Source organism: Paenibacillus bouchesdurhonensis, assembly GCF_900155685.1.
Lineage (GTDB): Bacteria > Bacillota > Bacilli > Paenibacillales > Paenibacillaceae > Fontibacillus > Fontibacillus bouchesdurhonensis.
This window is the reverse complement of sequence record NZ_LT732548.1, coordinates 3,045,628-3,063,260: the sequence shown is the minus strand read 5'-3', so window position 1 is coordinate 3,063,260 and position 17,633 is coordinate 3,045,628. Positions and strand designations below refer to the sequence as shown.

The 17,633-nt window shown below is 42.6% G+C and carries 13 protein-coding genes and 1 riboswitch; of the genes, 11 read left to right on the top strand and 2 right to left on the bottom strand.

Translation table 11 applies throughout. The features are described from left to right. Positions 1-75 precede the first annotated feature (75 nt). The 3 genes from CZ379_RS17815 (at position 76) to CZ379_RS17805 (ending at position 5,151) form a co-directional block, all read left to right on the top strand. A complete protein-coding gene (locus tag CZ379_RS17815; protein WP_407668707.1) occupies positions 76-3,138 on the top strand; it encodes a hybrid sensor histidine kinase/response regulator in 3,063 nt (1,020 codons plus the stop codon). A gap of 202 nt (positions 3,139-3,340) precedes the next feature. After that, complete coding sequence (locus CZ379_RS17810; protein WP_110932853.1) at positions 3,341-3,997, top strand: ArsR/SmtB family transcription factor; 657 nt, start codon at positions 3,341-3,343, stop codon at positions 3,995-3,997. A 26-nt stretch (positions 3,998-4,023) separates the two neighbouring features. After that, positions 4,024-5,151 carry an MFS transporter gene (locus tag CZ379_RS17805; RefSeq protein WP_407668679.1) on the top strand — a complete coding sequence of 376 codons (1,128 nt, stop codon included), beginning with the start codon at positions 4,024-4,026 and terminating at the stop codon, positions 5,149-5,151. Between the two features lie 292 nt (positions 5,152-5,443). Here CZ379_RS17805 and CZ379_RS17800 read toward each other — a convergent pair whose 3' ends face one another. Then, a complete protein-coding gene (locus CZ379_RS17800) occupies positions 5,444-6,913 on the bottom strand; it encodes an amidase (RefSeq protein WP_110932852.1) in 1,470 nt (489 codons plus the stop codon). 463 nt (positions 6,914-7,376) lie between these two features. Here CZ379_RS17800 and CZ379_RS17795 point away from each other — a divergent pair, with 463 nt between their 5' ends. Next, positions 7,377-8,339 carry a helix-turn-helix transcriptional regulator gene (locus CZ379_RS17795; protein ID WP_110932851.1) on the top strand — a complete coding sequence of 321 codons (963 nt, stop codon included), beginning with the start codon at positions 7,377-7,379 and terminating at the stop codon, positions 8,337-8,339. Positions 8,340-8,415: 76 nt separating this feature from the next. After that, positions 8,416-9,042 (top strand): type 1 glutamine amidotransferase family protein, encoded by a 627-nt coding sequence (locus tag CZ379_RS17790; protein WP_110932850.1) that lies wholly within the window; start codon positions 8,416-8,418, stop codon positions 9,040-9,042. Between the two features lie 340 nt (positions 9,043-9,382). Here the strand turns inward: CZ379_RS17790 and CZ379_RS17785 are convergent, their stop codons facing one another. After that, a complete protein-coding gene (locus CZ379_RS17785) occupies positions 9,383-10,468 on the bottom strand; it encodes a GntR family transcriptional regulator (RefSeq protein ID WP_110932849.1) in 1,086 nt (361 codons plus the stop codon). Between the two features lie 298 nt (positions 10,469-10,766). On the opposite strand from CZ379_RS17785, the gene CZ379_RS17780 reads away from it, so the two are divergent. The 6 genes from CZ379_RS17780 to CZ379_RS17755 all read left to right on the top strand — a co-directional run bounded on the left by CZ379_RS17780 (position 10,767) and on the right by CZ379_RS17755 (position 17,566). Next, positions 10,767-12,371: a xylulokinase gene (locus tag CZ379_RS17780; protein ID WP_407668678.1), complete on the top strand. Its 1,605-nt coding sequence runs from the start codon at positions 10,767-10,769 to the stop codon at positions 12,369-12,371. Positions 12,372-12,387: 16 nt separating this feature from the next. Continuing rightward, positions 12,388-13,083 carry an L-ribulose-5-phosphate 4-epimerase gene (locus CZ379_RS17775; RefSeq protein ID WP_110932847.1) on the top strand — a complete coding sequence of 232 codons (696 nt, stop codon included), beginning with the start codon at positions 12,388-12,390 and terminating at the stop codon, positions 13,081-13,083. 33 nt (positions 13,084-13,116) lie between these two features. Further along, positions 13,117-14,541: an L-arabinose isomerase gene (araA, locus tag CZ379_RS17770; protein ID WP_110932846.1), complete on the top strand. Its 1,425-nt coding sequence runs from the start codon at positions 13,117-13,119 to the stop codon at positions 14,539-14,541. A gap of 79 nt (positions 14,542-14,620) precedes the next feature. Next, positions 14,621-14,719: riboswitch (guanidine-I (ykkC/yxkD leader) on the top strand. Between the two features lie 101 nt (positions 14,720-14,820). Continuing rightward, positions 14,821-15,156 carry a DMT family transporter gene (locus CZ379_RS17765; protein ID WP_110932845.1) on the top strand — a complete coding sequence of 112 codons (336 nt, stop codon included), beginning with the start codon at positions 14,821-14,823 and terminating at the stop codon, positions 15,154-15,156. 3 nt (positions 15,157-15,159) lie between these two features. Further along, positions 15,160-15,474: a DMT family transporter gene (locus tag CZ379_RS17760; protein ID WP_110932844.1), complete on the top strand. Its 315-nt coding sequence runs from the start codon at positions 15,160-15,162 to the stop codon at positions 15,472-15,474. Between the two features lie 238 nt (positions 15,475-15,712). Further along, complete coding sequence (locus CZ379_RS17755) at positions 15,713-17,566, top strand: heavy metal translocating P-type ATPase (protein WP_110932843.1); 1,854 nt, start codon at positions 15,713-15,715, stop codon at positions 17,564-17,566. The last annotated feature ends 67 nt before the right edge of the window (positions 17,567-17,633 follow it).

The following is a 17,633-nucleotide window of genomic DNA, read 5'->3' as shown; positions in this document are numbered from 1 at the left end:
CGTTTATCCGTCATGTTTGTTATAGTATATTCAGGGGAGGAGTGTTTCTTGGCAAATAATTCGGCAAAGCAACCAATGAGAAAGAGCCATCTTATTTTATTATTAGCGTTATTACTAGTCACTCTATCGAGCTTGCGTCTTTTTTGGATGGATTTTTTCCCTGATCAAAAAAAGGTGTTTATTCAAAATGGGCAGTTAGATTTGCGTGATTGGAATGCCCAAGACGGCGATGTTCTTTTGCTGGATGGGGAATGGGAGTTTTATCCCTCGCAATGGCTGATGGATGGCAGACAGCAGCAAGATTTAAGTGAGATGAAACCACAGCTGATCCAGGTGCCAGGGGGTTGGAATGAAGCTTTGGATGCTGATAAGCCAACTCCATATGGATTTGCTTCCTATCGCTTGCGTCTTTATGTAAATCCTGAAGAGGATATGAACTATAGTATTCGCGTGCCCAGCGTGCGTACTTCATCAGAATTATTCGTCAATGGGCGTTTGATTGCTAAATCCGGGCGCGTGGCGGAAACGAAGGAGGATTATACTGCAAAGAACCTGCCTTATACAACAACCTTTACGGCAGACGATAACGGTGTCATCGAGCTTGTTGTTCAGGCGGCAAATTATGTGGATAGCCGAAGCAGCGGCATCGTCCGATCCATCAAATTCGGTTCTGAAGAAACGATTTTAACGGACATGAAAGTCTCTGTTTCCATGCAGCTTCTGGCTGCGATAATATTTCTTATGCATTCGATCTACTCGCTCATCTTGTTCTTATTGGGCAATAAGGAGAAGAGGCTGCTTTATTTTTCCTTGGTGACCCTATGTGTAACACTTACTAGTGTATTAAGCAATGATGAGAAGTTGTTTCACCAATTATTTTATATGGGCAGCAGTTGGGATTTTCGGTTATCTAATGTTGCTCTTGTTATAGGAACCTATGCTTTGTTAGGGTGTACGCATCACCGTGAACTTCCTTATTGGAGACGAGTGTATCCTGTATATCGTGCAATAAGCTTCGGGACGGCCGGGATCACGTTGTTCTTAGATCCCCCTCAGGTGATTATGCTCTTTCCGGTTTATTTCCTGCTGAGCGGAATTGCTGCAGGGATTACGATGATTGCAATCTTTAAAAAAGCGGTCAAGGATAGAAAGGGCAATTTGCTATTGCTTGTTTCAATGGTTGTGTTGATTCATCATTTTGTTTGGTCGTTAATCTGGCGGGAAAGCGGTTTGAGTCTAGTCTACTATCCGTTTGAGTTGATTCTTTCTATGGGCTTTTTGGCTTCTGTATGGTTTAAAGATTATTTTAACATGCATGCGAATACCAAGGAGCTTGCAGCAACATTGCAAAGAATGAATGATCATAAGGATCAATTTTTGGCAAACACTTCCCATGAGTTTAAAAATCCGTTACATAGCATGCTTAACATGTCACAATCCGTCTTAAAGAGAGAGCAGCATTTAATGCAGGAAAGGAGCATTCATGAGCTAGAAACGGTCTTGTCTGTAGGACGGCGTCTAACCTTGATATTAAATGATTTGATTGACGTCATGAGTTTGCGGGAGGGCAACCCGCGTCTGCAGAAAAAAGTCATACAGATACAGCCGATCGTGACGGGAGTACTTGATATGCTGCAATTAAACTTGGAAGTGAAGTCGATAAAAATCTCGAATCAAATTCCCGATGATTTCCCACCTGTCTTTGCGGATGAGAATCGGGTTGTTCAAATCATCTTCAATTTACTTCATAATGCTGTGAAATATACAAATGAAGGAGTCATTTCAATCCAAGCTTTTGCGAAGGATGGAAGAGCTTATATTGATATTACTGATACCGGGATCGGGATGGATGAGAATATGATAAAGCGTCTATTCCGTCCGTATGAGCAAGCGGGTACGAGCGAGACATTGATTGAAGGCGGCTTTGGGTTGGGCTTAAGTATAAGCAAGCAGTTGGTTGAGCTTCATGGCGGTGCGATAGAGGTGTCTTCTGTTGTAGGCGAGGGCACAAAATTTACATTTTCGCTAAAGCTTGCAAATCCGGGAGCGCCATCTTTGGCGACTCAGGAAGAAGTTTCAGTCAGTTTGGAAAAAGTTGAAGTTCCGCCAGCTGTGAAACAAACAATTTCAATAGAAATGAATCGGGATCGCCCGCTCATCCTCATTGTGGATGATGATCCGGTCAATCTTCAAGTGCTTGAAGCGATATTACCCCAAGACGAATATGATACAACGATGGTGACGAGCGGTAAGGAGGCGTTGGCGATACTTGATGCAAGAGAATGGGATCTGGTCATTTCCGATGTGATGATGCCGCGGATGTCCGGCTATGAGCTTACGCAAAAGATTCGTGAGCGCTTTACACTCACGGAACTGCCTGTTTTGCTGCTTACTGCAAGAAGTCAACCGAAAGATATTCAAAGCGGTTTTTTGGCAGGTGCAAACGATTATGTGACTAAGCCGGTGGAACCCCTAGAGATAAGATCGCGGATTGAGGCGCTGACCACGATTAAACAAGTCGTCAAGGAACAATTGCGGCTAGAAGCTGCCTGGCTGCAAGCACAAATTCAGCCTCATTTTTTATTTAATGCCCTAAACGCTATAGCCGCTTTAAGTGATGTCAATTTGGATAAGATGCGGGACTTGCTTGAAGAGTTCAGCCATTTTTTAAGAAATAAATTTAGCTTTCAAAATATGGATGGACTTGTTCCAATCGAAGAGGAATTGAGTCTAGTACGTTCTTATCTGTATATTGAAAAGGTTCGGTTTGATGAAAGACTCGAGGTGATTTGGGAGGTAGATGATTACGAGGAACTAAAAGTACCATTTCTTTCGATCCAGCCTTTAGTCGAAAATGCGATAATACATGGCATAATGAAGCGTGCGCACGGGGGGAAAATATATATTAGGATTTCTCTTTATGAGAAACATGCAGAAATCACCGTTGAGGATGATGGGATCGGCATGGACGAAACCCAAATGCAGCGCATATTACAAAGAAAAGCAGATCGAAATTCAGGAGTCGGATTGATCAATACGAATCAGCGTTTAAAACGACATTTTGGAACAGGGCTTCAAATTAAAAGCACGTTAGGCGCAGGGACGAAGGTTGCATTTCAGATACGCAACAGAGGATGAAATTCTCGAATTTAAAAATCACTATCAGATTTTAATTTTAAAATTTTACCTGCAAGATTCAACAATATTCCGAAATCCTTCATACCCATGAAGGATTTTTTGTCATTCCAAAAAATTGTTTTTAAGTATTTCAATTGACATACGAAACATCAGCAATTAAACTATTCAATAAATCAATTGAATTATTGAGGTGTTGATTTTGATGAATGAAAGATACTTTAAAGATGAACTATTTAAAGAATATGCACGGGTTGGCAAGTGCCTTTCAAGCCCGAAACGATTAGAGATCCTGGATGTTTTAGTACAAGGCCCAAAATCGGTGGAGAGTATATCGAAAATGACTTCCATGTCCATAGCTAATGTTTCTCAGCATCTGCAAACTCTACATCATGCTAAATTGGTAGATTCTAAAAAACAAGGGAACTTCGTTTTTTATGAGCTGGCTGATCCTGCTGTGTTACATTTCTTAGATTCTCTTTATGGACTAGCTGATAAACAATTAATTGAAATTGATCATATTAAAAACGAATTCTTAGGGCAACTGTCAGATGTAGAAGAAATCTCAATGAAAGAACTCTTGAAACGTATGGAAGCCGGAGAGGTAACCCTTATTGACGTACGTCCAAAAGATGAGTATGACGCTGCTCATATACCTGGCGCTTTATCGATGCCTATGGAAGAGCTGGCTGAGCAGTTAGCATCGTTGCCCGCAAGTGCTAGAGTTGTAGCGTATTGCAGAGGCCCGTACTGCTTGATGTCTATCAAGGCAATAGAGTTGTTGAAATCAAAAGGAATTCAGGCTGCGCGTTTGGGCAAGAGAGTTCATGATTGGAATGCATTTGTAACTAACTTAATCTAAGAGGATGGAAGGATGTCGGATCTACAATGTCTTCGAGAACAGAATTAAAGAAGCTGCCAATCTCCGTGCAAAGCTATGTTGATTCTCCTGAAGAGAAAAATAAATTATACCGCCGTACCTTAGCCATAGTTATTCTTTCACAAATTTTTGGAGGCGCCGGTCTCGCAGCTGGAATTACAGTAGGAGCGCTTTTGGCTCAGGATATGCTAGGAACTGATAATTTTACGGGTGTCCCAACAGCACTGTTTACGTTAGGTTCAGCAGGTGCGGCTTTGTTGGTTGGCCGACTTTCCCAACGCTTTGGAAGGAGTTGGGGATTGGGCTTGGGATTTCTAGCTGGCGGTATAGGGGCCATTGGGGTGGTGGCGGCTGCTATAGCCAATAGTATTGCACTTCTTTTATTTTCGCTGCTGATTTATGGGGCAGGGACGGCAACGAATTTGCAAGCGCGTTATGCCGGAACAGACTTGGCCAGTTCAAAACAGCGGGCCACTGCAGCTAGTATTGCTATGGTGTTCACAACATTTGGCGCGGTTGCTGGCCCGAATTTAGTTGATGTCACTGGGGAATTTGCACTTTCGATAGGCGTTCCAAGTTTAGCAGGACCTTTTCTTTTGGCAGCAGTGGCTTACATTCTAGCGGGAGTCGTTCTGCTTGCTTTTCTTCGGCCCGATCCTTTGCTGGTAGCAAATGCTATTGCGGCTCTGGAAAAAAATGAGCAATACGCTTCCACAGCCATCGAAACGGCTAATATAGGAGCAGGAAAGCGTGGAATCATGATTGGAGCAGCAATCATGATATTAACGCAAATTGTTATGGTTTCTATCATGACCATGACGCCTGTTCATATGAAACATCATGGACATGGATTAAGTGAAGTTGGAATTGTCATTGGTTTTCATATCGGATCGATGTATCTTCCATCCCTGATCACCGGTATCCTCGTAGATAAGATTGGGCGTACTGCGATGTCGATTGCTTCTGGAGCTACGCTTCTGATTGCCGGAGTAATCGCAGCGATTGCACCTGGGCATTCAATGGGAGTATTAATCGTTGCTCTTTCACTGTTGGGGTTGGGCTGGAATTTTGGATTGATTAGCGGTACGGCACTAATTATCGATGCAACAACTCCATCAAATCGCGCAAAAGTGTAAGGAGCTGTCGACGTATTAATCGCTCTCGCTGGTGCGGTGGGAGGAGTGTTATCAGGTATGGTGGTGGCTTATTTCAGCTTTGCTGCACTTTCTTTCGCTGGGAGTATTCTTTCACTCCTGCTTATTCCAGTTATGTTTTGGAGAATTCCCGAAAGCAAAGAAGAACATAGTTATTTATAATACTAAACCGACTCTAAATTTAGAGTCGGTTTTTTTGTAAAGCGCAGAGAGGAAACCATACGTTACCAGTTGCAAACGATGTCGCCCAGGAACAAATTTGCAAATAAAAGCGTCAGCTTATCCATAATGAAGAGTTTTCTAAAAGATGGGCAAGAGAGAACAAATCATGTTCCCGTCCCTTGGAAGACATGATTTGTACCCCTAATGGCAATCCTGACTTGGTGAGAAAAATCGGAACGCTCATGGCCGGTGCCCCCGTCAGGTTAGCCAACTGAGTGAACGGGGTATAGGTCAAACTTGGCTCAAACATTTTGTAAATCAGTTCCTGCTGTTTTTCTTTTGAAAGCTCGCTTACAGCAAGCAAATGCTGGATCTGTTCAGGGCTCGGCGTTAGTTCTCCGACAAGTGGGGCAGGGGAGGCCGTCGCCGGTGTAATATAGAAATCGTACGTATCAAAAATCGTATTCATTTGGGCAGCAGCTACATCCCATGCCGAAAGACTGAGCGCATATTCAGCGGCTGATAGCTTGCGTCCGGCTTCAAGCAGCACCCAGCCTTCAATTTCAATATCCTCTGATGTAATCGATCTTCCGAGCGAGCGCTCTATGGTAAGCACCATGGCAGCCATTTCGCCGCTGTTCATCATGTAGTAATTTTCCATAAGATGCACACCGTTGACGGGACTTAATTTCTCTTCGACCAAGTGGCCCTCCGCTTCCAGATACTCCACTAACCGAAGCACGGCTTGTTTGGCTTCTTCACTAACCTCAGTGCCTACAGGAGAGTCGATGGTGTAGGCAAAACGATATGTTCTATCGTTAGCTCGATACATATCTTCGAGATAGCTTCCCGGATATAATGGAACCTGAAATGCAGCTTCATTCTGCACTACCTGGAGCACATCAAGCAGGGCTGCGCTGTCTCGAACCGTCCTGGATAAAGCAAAATCAATTGAGGCGCCTTGCCACTGCCTGCCGACACCAGGACCTACCGGAGTCCGGCCGCGTGTTGGCTTAAGTCCAAACAGGCCGCTGAACGAAGCCGGAATCCGGATTGATCCGCCGCCGTCGCTTGCGCCTGCAAGTGGAACCATACCGGAAGCGACTGCAGCTGCGGCACCTCCGCTTGAACCTCCGGCTGAATAGAGAGGATTCCAAGGATTGCGTGTTGGGCCATACAATTGCGGCTCTGTGATATTTTTCAGTCCGAACTCGGGGGTATTGGTATGCCCGATGGGAATAAACCCCGCTCTTCGAAGTTTGGCGACAAAATGGGAATCCGACTTTGCTTTATGATGCTGGAACAGACGGGAGCCAGAAGTCAGCGGCTCACCGCCGATGGCTTGAGAAATATCTTTTAGCAAAATAGGCACGCCTGCAAACGGCTGTTCGCCGATACTGACTTGTTCAGCTTCTTGAATAGCTGCTTCATAGCGAGTATGCACGACGGCATTCAGTTCAGGATTGTGCTGGTTGATTTGTGCAATGGCAGCATGTATGAGCTCACCGGGCGAAACCCCTTTCTCTCGGACTAGCTGAGCGAGCCCTACAGCGTCATAGGAAGTATAAGGGAATAAAGACATTCAACATTCTCCTTTCTGATGCTTCTTTATATTAATGAAATGAGGACGGCATTTAGCTAATTTTAACTTAAGAAGCTGATTTAGGACAATTTCCGTCTAATAACACTCCATTTCTTCATAGGGTCTGCATTGATTTCTCATTCCGTGCTTCTGCCATTTCTCATCCTCTATTTCCTTCCCCAATGCGAAATGATTTGGTATTATATTTAGCCCTATTTGATCGAATCAATGAAAACCGGCTGCAACTACACGACGCTTAATGGAGCAATACGAATATTAAAAGGGAATAACTAACGGAAGGATGGTAGCCATGATCGTGTAATCGGTCACCTGCTCACCTTCTGGGAATCTACCAATAATAAAGATAGGCTCGTGAAAGCTATCGGAAAGGAACAGTTGATGGGTTATACTGAGAATTGAAAATATACAATAGAAAATAAACTCCACATAAAGGTGGGATTATATGGCTAAAATAGACAATATGTTAGCAATTCTATGGATGCTTCGTTCAGGTGAAAAAATTACTGCAAAACAAATTTCAGAAAAGTTAGAGATGAATATAAGGACTGTGTATCGTTATATTGATACACTTTCAACAAGTGGCGTACCTATAATTTCAGAACCAGGATATAACGGTGGATACACTTTATTGAACAATTTTATTGAGGCTCCTCTTTTTTTTGATTTTGAGGAGCAAACTTCACTATTTCACGCTGCTGTTTTTGCAGAAGAAGCCGGATATTATGGAGGGGAGGCACTAAACAGGGCTATTTCAAAACTAAGTAAATACTCAAATCAAGAGCAGGAAACAAAGATAAACCAACATTTAATTAGTCTTGAAGTAATAAGTCGATTTAGTTCACTCTCTACGGAACCTTTTTTGAAGGAGTTGGAGCAGGCCGTATCTGAGGGGTACTCAGTAAAAATTCTTTACCATAAAAGTGGCGAAAAGCAATTAAATAATAGATTGGTCAATCCGTACAAAATTATCTATTGGAATAATAAGTGGTATGTGATTGGATTTTGTCATCTTAGGAATGATATCCGTAGTTTTAGAGTAGATCGAATTGAAAGTCTAATGCTAACCGAAAATAAGTTTAATCAGCCAGAAAATTTTTCAGCACGTGACTTTTTTATGGAAAACCTCCTTCCAACTCTAGATGATAAGGAAGGGATCACCCCTTTGGTTATTAATGGGGATAGAAGGGCTTTGGGAGATATTTGCCAACATTGGTTTTTAGGACATTACTTACAAGAACGGACTTCAAATCAAGCAGTATTTCTTCTTGAAAAGGATATGATACATACATATGTACCTTATTTACTTTTACCGTACGGTAAATCTATTCAAGTTATTGAACCAATAAATCTAAAGAAAAGACTTATTGAAGTTCTGTCGGAATTAATAAAATTTCATCAAATATGATAACTACCCTGACGTTAGCTGTCAGGGTAGTTATATTATAATTGGCTGTATCAATTGTGATTGGGAGTGTTATTGGATGCAGACAAAAAAAGTTTATCTATATGTATTTAACACAATGTCAGACTGGGAATATGGATACTTAATTGCTGAACTAAACACAGGAAGATATTTCAAAAGGGATATAGCACCTTTAAAAGTAGTTACAGTAGGAGCTAATAAAGAAATGATTACCACGATGGGGGGACTGAGCATCAAACCCGATATTTCCCTTGATGAGTGTACTCTCGAGAGTAATGATCTTTTTGTTTTACCTGGAGGGAATACTTGGGGAGAAGTTATTCATCAACCAATCTTGAAAAAAATTGGCGAAGCTTTAAAGATTGGTACGATTGTTGCTGCGATTTGTGGTGCAACCGAGGCCCTTGCGAATATGGGATACCTAGATTCTAGAAAGCATACAAGCAACAACTTAGAGTATATTAAAACGGTTTGTCCTAATTATAAAGGAGAAAAATATTATGAGATGGAACCTGCGGTATCTGGTGAGAATTTAATTACTGCATCAGGAATAGCTCCTCTGGAATTTGCGAAGGAAGTACTGAAAAAATTAGATGTATTTGCACCAGATACATTACATTCATGGTATAACCTAAATAAGACTCACAAACCTGAATACTTCTTCCAGTTAATGAATTCAATATAAAACATTATAGAAGTAAAAACTCACAAAGTACTTCGAAGTTATTGTAAATAGAACGGATAACTATATCTCTTTTTAATCTTATTGAACAACGGTGGACTTTTAATATTAAAATTTCCTTCTGGGGATCTGTGCAAGCGAAAGTTGGCGAGGGGAAGGATTCGGTATGCATTAGCCCCCAAATGGTGCAACTGAAAGTCGAAAATAGCCTTGGCCGACTAAGCCAGGGCTATTATTTTGTTGTCGGCAAGCCGAGGCAAGTACGTATCTTCTAGCCGGTGAAAGTTTCGGTCTCGTAGAAATGTCAGGATACGCAGCCCTTGTGTCAGTGTATTTAAGGGGCCTACGGTCTCTTTAATACCGTTTCACCTTCGATTAATACGGGCTGATAGTAAGTGTGGTTTTGCAAATCTTTCTTACCTTGTAATTTCTTAATGACCCAATCCGCCGCATCACGTCCCATTTGTTCTTGAGGGTGCGTAAGGGTCGTTAACTTAATGTTCGCGTTTTTAGCGATATAGGAATTGTCCTGGCCTATTAACGATAATTGTTCCGGAATAGAAATATCAAGCTGTCTGCAAGCGTTGACCACTTCCAAGCCGACCTCATCATTGTAGCAAACGATAGCTGTGAGCATCTCTCTGTTTTTACTCAAGAAATCCTTTAGGTCTGTAGCCAGCGCTTTCTTCGTCTCCGTGTCAAATGAGAGAACATGCTCTGGATCAAAGCGCAATTTGGCTTCACCAAGGGCTTTGATATACCCCTTCATTCGATATTTCCCTTGTAAATCATCCATTTTGGCAATAAGTCCGATTTGTGTGTGTCCATTGGAAATGAGTTCCTTCGTAGCCAAATAGCTGGACTGCACATCATCGAGACAAAGAAAAGGCACCTCAATTTCCTCATAAAAAGCATTGATCATCACGAACGGAATTTCTTGTTCCTTAAAAGACAGGTAGTAAGCAATATTTGGATTGTATAGATTGCTTTTCGTAGGTTCAATAATTAGGCCGTCTACACCATATGACAGCATCATTTCCAAAGCCTTTTTTTCTTGTTCTACATCGTTATTAGTACTGGCTAATAGCAATGAATAATTATCCTCGTTCAATCTGCTTTCGATCCCCCGGATAATGGAAGGGAAGATGTAATCGGAGATGTAAGTAGTGATTACGCCGATGGTCTTCTTATGGGAATTACCGCCGGATTTCGAGCGGTATTGGTTGCTGACATAAGTTCCAGACCCTTTCTCGCTTCGCAGGAACCCTTCGGTGGCTAGTCCTAAAATCGCTTTTCGAACGGTCTGTCTGCTAACCTCGTACATGGACTGCATGGCGGACTCTGTAGGAATTTGTTCTCCTACACTGTAATCTCCGGCAAGGATTTTGCTTTTTATATCATCAATGATCACTTGATATTTAGGTTTCATGTTACTCCTTCTTCCATACTTGTTCGCTATATATTTGCATATTTAGAATACTTGTATGTACAAATTATAGCATGATTGTGAAAAAAATAAAAAGAGGGAGCAATCCTTATGATGACGCGTAGATTTGTTGTTTGAAAGCTAGTGTCGTCTCATGCTATTATAAACTTGTATGTATATCTATCGTAATGTGTTGACAAATGTACGTACAAAAAAATATACTAGAATTGTTAATAAGAAAAGCTTAATCTTAAAATAAGACCTTACTTTAAAAAGCGCTATCAGAGAGGAGACTAACGTGATGTCGAATCGAATGAGTATGGAACAAGCGATCGTTAAGGGCGAGACTTCGCTTGGTATTGAATTCGGATCCACACGTATTAAAGCAGTACTTATTGATCGTAGCTTTCAGACGATTGCTTCTGGAAGCTACGAATGGGAGAACCAGTTGAAGGACGGCTTTTGGACGTATAGCTTAGAGGATGTTATCACAGGTCTTCAAAAGGCTTACTCCGAATTGAAGCAAGAAGTTGAACGCGCTTACGGAATTACTCTTCAAACGATCGGTTCAATCGGGTTTTCTGCGATGATGCACGGATATATGGCTTTTGATGAGAAGAATGAATTACTCGTACCGTTCCGGACTTGGCGTAATGCAACGACGGGGGCAGCGGCCAAACAATTGACCGATCTATTCCAATTTAATATCCCTGAACGATGGAGCATTGCTCATCTGTATCAAGCGATCTTAAACGATGAGGAACATGTGCCGCAGATCCGCTATGTTACGACGTTAGCAGGATATATTCATTGGCTGTTGACCGGAACCAAAGCTCTTGGTATCGGAGATGCTTCAGGGATGTTCCCGATTGATGAATCCATAGGCAATTATAATGAATCGATGATCAAGCAGTTTGATGAACTCGTAGCTGGCAAGGGATACCCATGGAAAATCAATGATCTGCTTCCCAAGGTGTATACCGCAGGTAAAGAAGCTGGTGTCTTAACCGAAGAGGGCGCGAAAATTCTCGATCCATCCAACCAATTGCAAGCAGGTATTCCGCTTTGTCCTCCAGAAGGGGATGCCGGAACCGGGATGGTCGCGACGAATAGCGTAAGGAAGCGTACTGGTAATGTGTCTGTTGGCACCTCTGTTTTTGCTATGATAGTACTGGAGCAAGAGCTTTCTAAAGTATATCCGGAGATCGATATGGTCACCACGCCGAACGGTAGTCCGGTTGGCATGGTTCATGCCAATAACTGTTCCAGTGATATCAACGCCTGGATCGGATTGTTCCGCGAGTACTCTGAAGCCGTGGGGAATAAGATAGATAACGAGCAGTTGTACAGCGTGATGCTGAATAAAGCGCTGGAAGCCGATCCGGATGGCGGCGGATTACTCAGCTATGGCTACCTCTCGGGTGAGAATATTACGGGATTGGAGCAAGGGCGTCCATTATTTGTTCGCTCGCCGGAAAGCAAATTCAATTTGGCTAATTTTATGCGGGTTCATTTATTCACTGCATTTGGAGCTTTGAAGATCGGTATGGACATTTTGACGAAGGAAGAGAATGTTGCGATTGACAGCATTCTAGGACACGGCGGTTTATTTAAGACTCCGGTAGTCGGTCAAAAGATGATGGCCGCCGCTATGAATGTACCCGTCTCCGTGATGTCGACTGCTGGAGAAGGCGGGGCGTGGGGCATGTCCATTCTAGCCTCTTACATGATGAGCAAAGCTCAGGAAGAACGCTTGGAAGACTTCCTCGACCACAAAGTGTTCAATGATGTTGAGTCACAAGAAATTCATCCCGATCCGATCGACGTAAAAGGGTTTGAAACCTTTATCGAAAGATACAAAAAAGGCCTCGTCATTGAGCAGGCTGCCGTCGACAATTTAGTATGAAAATGGAGGGAGCAAGGTGTTAGAACAGCTAAAAGAAGAGGTTTTCCAGGCCAATCTGGAATTGCCGAAACAGGGACTCATTAAATATACGTGGGGAAATGTAAGTGCAATCGATCGTGAAAGCGGCTTGTTCGTAATTAAACCTAGTGGTGTTAGCTATGAGACGATGAAAGCCAGTGATATGGTCGTTATGGATCTAGATGGAAATGTCGTCGAAGGAGAATTGAGACCTTCATCCGATACGCCTACTCACGCTGTACTTTACAAGCATTACCCGCAAATCGGCGGCATCGTGCACACCCATTCCACCTGGGCGACCGTCTGGGCTCAAGCTGGGCTTGATGTTCCTGTTATGGGGACGACGCACGCCGATACATTCTATGGTTCCGTACCCTGCGCTCGCTTCTTGACACAAGAGGAAGTAGATCGCGGTTACGAGGCGGAAACAGGCCGGGTAATCATCGAAACTTTTGAACAGCGAGGCATTGATATTATGGCAGTTCCTGGCGTTTTGCTTAAAGGACATGGGCCGTTTACTTGGGGGAAAGATGCGAAATCTGCGGTAATGAACAGTGTTGTGCTGGAAGAAGTTTCGAAAATGAATTTATTTGCAAGAGAATTAAACCGTTTTGCAGAGGAATTGCCACAGCGAATTTTAGATAAGCACTACTTGCGCAAACATGGGAAAGACGCTTACTACGGGCAAAATTAATTACTCCATAAAATCACAGAAAAGAGGATGAATATGTCAACAGTTGCAGCTAAACAATTTTGGTTTGTCGTCGGATCACAGCACCTATATGGGGAAGAAGCATTATCTGAGGTTAAGGCACACGCGCAGGCGATGACGGATGCTTTGAACAACAGCGGAGTTCTGCCTTACCCGTTAGTATTACAGGATTTGGCTGTTAGCGCAGATAAAATCACAAGCATCATGAAAGAAGTCAACTATCGTGACGAGGTTGCTGGTGTCATCACTTGGATGCATACGTTCTCGCCTGCAAAAATGTGGATCCGCGGAACAAAGCTTTTGCAAAAGCCTTTGCTTCATCTGGCAACGCAATATAATGAGAGCATCCCTTGGGCTACGATCGATATGGACTTCATGAATCTCAACCAAGCAGCTCATGGTGATCGTGAATATGGCTTCATCAATGCACGTTTAAAGAAACAAAACAAAATTGTAGTAGGATACTGGGAGCGTCCTGAAGTACAGAAGCAGATTGCAGAATGGATGGACGTCGCGGTTGCCTATAACGAAAGTTTCAATATTAAAGTTGCTCGCTTTGGCGACAACATGCGCAACGTTGGCGTAACCGAAGGAGATAAGGTTGAAGCACAAATTCAATTTGGCTGGACCGTTGATTACTTTGGCATCGGCGATCTTGTTCAATACGTGAATGAGGTTAAAGTAGAAGAAATTGATGCATTGTTCGCCGAATATGCAAAGCTTTATGACTTCGATTACGGGACTTACAGTAAGGAAGACTGGGAGGCTAGTGTAAAAGTACAAGCAAGCTATGAAATTGCCATGAAACGTTTCCTGGATCAAGGCGGCTACAATGCCTTTACAACGAACTTCGAAGATTTGCATGGCATGAAGCAGCTTCCTGGATTAGCCGTCCAACGCTTGATGGCTCAAGGTTATGGCTTTGCGGGTGAAGGGGATTGGAAGACGGCGGCACTTGACCGTTTGCTCAAAGTGATGAGCCATAACCAATCTACAGGCTTTATGGAAGATTACACTTATGAAATGGCGGCTGGTCAAGAAGCCATCCTGCAATCGCATATGCTTGAAGTGGATCCTACATTGGCGGGCAATAAACCAAAAATTATCGTTTCACCATTAGGCATTGGCGATCGTGAAGATCCAGCCCGTTTAGTATTTGATGGTAAAAGTGGAGAAGGCGTAGTTGTTTCCATGGCTGACTTTGGCACTCACTATAAACTATTGATCAACGAAGTTTCTGCCTTTGAACCGACGGTTCCAGCCCCTAAACTGCCAGTGGCCCGCGTACTATGGGAAGTTAAGCCAAACTTCCAAGATGGGGTTAAAGCTTGGATCGAGAATGGCGGCGGCCATCATACCGTTGTTTCATTAAACTTAACAACAGACCAAATTATCACCTACGCAAAGCTTGTCGACTTGGAATATGTAGTTATTAAATAATGTTCTCAAGCTTAGAGCGGTCTTTTTGCGGAGTTGAAAAGAACAAGAAACTGTGTATAATTTAAAAGAATTGAATAATTCAAATGTTATCTAGGGTTCCGCGATTTATTGTTGGCTGGTCCGAGAGATAACTCACAACTCATTCGTTGTGCCACGGAGGGATAAAAGCCTGGGAGATAAACTGTTGTAAAACAGTTTGTTTTCCCAGGCTTTTTTATATTTTTGCTACATTTGATAAATGTTATAAGTAGCGTAATTCTAGAGAGGAAGGTTAAAGCAATGAACAAAACGTGGTTGTCTGTTATTATCGCTGCGGTATTTGAGGTGGGATGGGTCATTGGATTGAAACATGCCAGCGGAATTTTTGAATGGGGGGCAACAGTGATTGCCATTATCGTAAGCTTCACCTTGATGATTGGGGCTTCTCGATTCCTGCCTGTTGGCACTGTATATGCTGTTTTCGTTGGTTTAGGTACAGCTGGTACTGTTCTTGCAGAAATAATTATATTTGGCGCTCCTGTTCAAATGGAAAAGATGCTGCTCATTGCAGTGCTGCTATTGGGGGTTATTGGGCTAAAAATGTTAAGCAAAGATAAGAAAAAGGAGGTGGCTTAACAGATGAATTGGTTTTTTCTTGTTCTAGCAGGGTTATTTGAAATGTTCGGCGTCCTGATGATTAATAAATTGAACAAAGATCGAAATGCGCTATCATTATTTTTGTTGGTTGCAGGCTTCGGATTAAGCTTTTTGTTCTTGTCTTTGGCGATGAGCACCTTGCCGATGGGAACGGCATATGCGGTATGGACAGGAATCGGGGCATCTGGTGGAGCGGTTCTCGGAATGGTCTTTTATGGTGAACCAAAAAATTTCTTGCGAATTTTATTTATTGCCATGGTGCTTGGATCTGCTGTTGGTCTGAAACTAGTTAGTTAATCGGAAAAATGTAGGGAGGGGAATTAAGGGAATTATAAGGAGGCTAATACATTGACTACAACCATAAAAAAATGCAAGGTTGAAGATTTGGGCTTGCTTATATTGTCATCGGCGGATTCCAACCTATTATTTTCTCATAAATACTGAAACTTGATACGAGTCAATTTTCATTAACCTAAAACATCCTATACTAGAATCACCAACAATAAGAAAAAGTAAAACTAGTAGGAGGACAAAAATGCAAATCCATGTATTAAGGAAGAAAAATCAGATAACGCTGATTAGCGGAACTTTAATTTTAATTGGTTTGTTTAGTCATTTTGTTTTAGGTAATGTCACTCTTTTCAACTGGTCATTCATCATTGCTTCTATTTTCGGGGTGGCCCCCATCGCCATTCAAGCGTATCAAGCATTAAAAGTAAAAGTCATCAGTATTGATGTATTAGTCACCATCGCCGTTATTGGAGCTTTTTTAATTCAAAACTATGAAGAGTCAGCTATTGTTACTTTCTTATTCTTATTCGGTTCTTTCTTAGAACAGCGCACTTTGAATAAAACACGATCCGCCATTAAAGAATTAACCGAGATGGCACCAGAAAGTGCCCTGAAACAAATGGAAAACGGAGAATTTGAAGAGGTAGAGGTCGATGAAGTAGACGAAGGAGATATCCTGCTCGTAAAGACCGGTGCGAAAGTTCCAGTGGATGGAACCGTGTTGACTGGAGAAGGTCACATCAATGAAGCGAGTATCACGGGTGAGTCCGTACCCGTAAGCAAGACTGTTGATTCTGAAGTGTTTGCGGGAACTATCTTGGAAAACGGAACGATTCAAATCCGAGCTGATCGTGTCGGCGAAGATACAACATTTGGTAGAATCATCGAATTAGTTGAAGAAGCACAGGATTCCAAATCAGAAGCAGAAAGGTTCATTGACCGTTTCTCGAAATACTATACCCCAGCTGTTCTAATCCTTTCCTTAATTATTGGGCTGTTCAGCGGTGACATTGAGCTGGCCATCACGATCTTGGTATTGGGATGCCCAGGGGCATTGGTTATCGGAGTGCCAGTATCCAACGTTGCCGGGATCGGAAATGGCGCCCGGAATGGTGTACTCTTAAAAGGTAGTGAAGTGATCCATGATTTCAGTAATGTTGACACGATTGTTTTTGATAAAACCGGAACTTTAACCGTAGGGAACCCTGAGGTTGCCGAAAAAGAATTTTACGGTGAAAATATTGAGGAAGCACTAGGATACTTGGCAAGTGTAGAACGTGAATCAGATCACCCACTGGCAAAGGCAGTCCTGCAAGACATTGGCGAGACTACTTTTTCCACTGTAGAAGAAACCGAAGTGGTTAAAGGTGGCGGGATTGTCGCAAAAGTAAAGGGTCATCGTATAGCAGTTGGTAACGTAGCTTTAATGGAAAAGGAAAATGTTGAACTAAACAAAAAAGTCCGAAGAGACGTAGAACGCTTTGAACAAAACGGGAACTCTCTTGTCTTGACCGCAGTTGATGGAAAATTGAAAGTTCTAATGGGTATTCGGGATCAAATCCGTCCAGGCGTCAAACAAGATCTCCAAAAACTTAAAAAACTAGGCGTGAAAAACCTGGTGGTTCTTTCCGGGGACAACCAAGGGACAGTTGATTTAGTTGCTCGTGAACTTGGGCTGACTGAAGCGCATGGTCATATGCTGCCAGGAGGTAAATCAGCTTATATTGAAAAAATGCAAGCAGAAGGTCAAATCGTAGCCTTTGTCGGTGACGGGGTCAATGACAGCCCATCCTTGGCCTTAGCAGATATCGGGATCGCCATGGGAAGCGGAACAGACGTTGCGATTGAAACATCCGATGTAGTCTTAATGAATTCTGACTTCAGCCGTTTGCCACACGCATTAGGCCTGACAAAATCAACCGCAAGAAACATGAAACAAAACATCTTCATTGCGGTAGGTGTGGTATTGGTCTTGCTCGCCAGCGTATTATTCAGTGAGTGGATGAACATGTCCATTGGGATGTTGGTTCACGAAGCAAGTATCTTGGCGGTCATCTTTAATGGTATGAGATTGTTGAGATTCCGTTTAAAAATTTAAATCATCATAACTTGATCTCTATCAATTTTTTGAAGACAAAACAAAGCTATACTTGAACTGTGAAGAG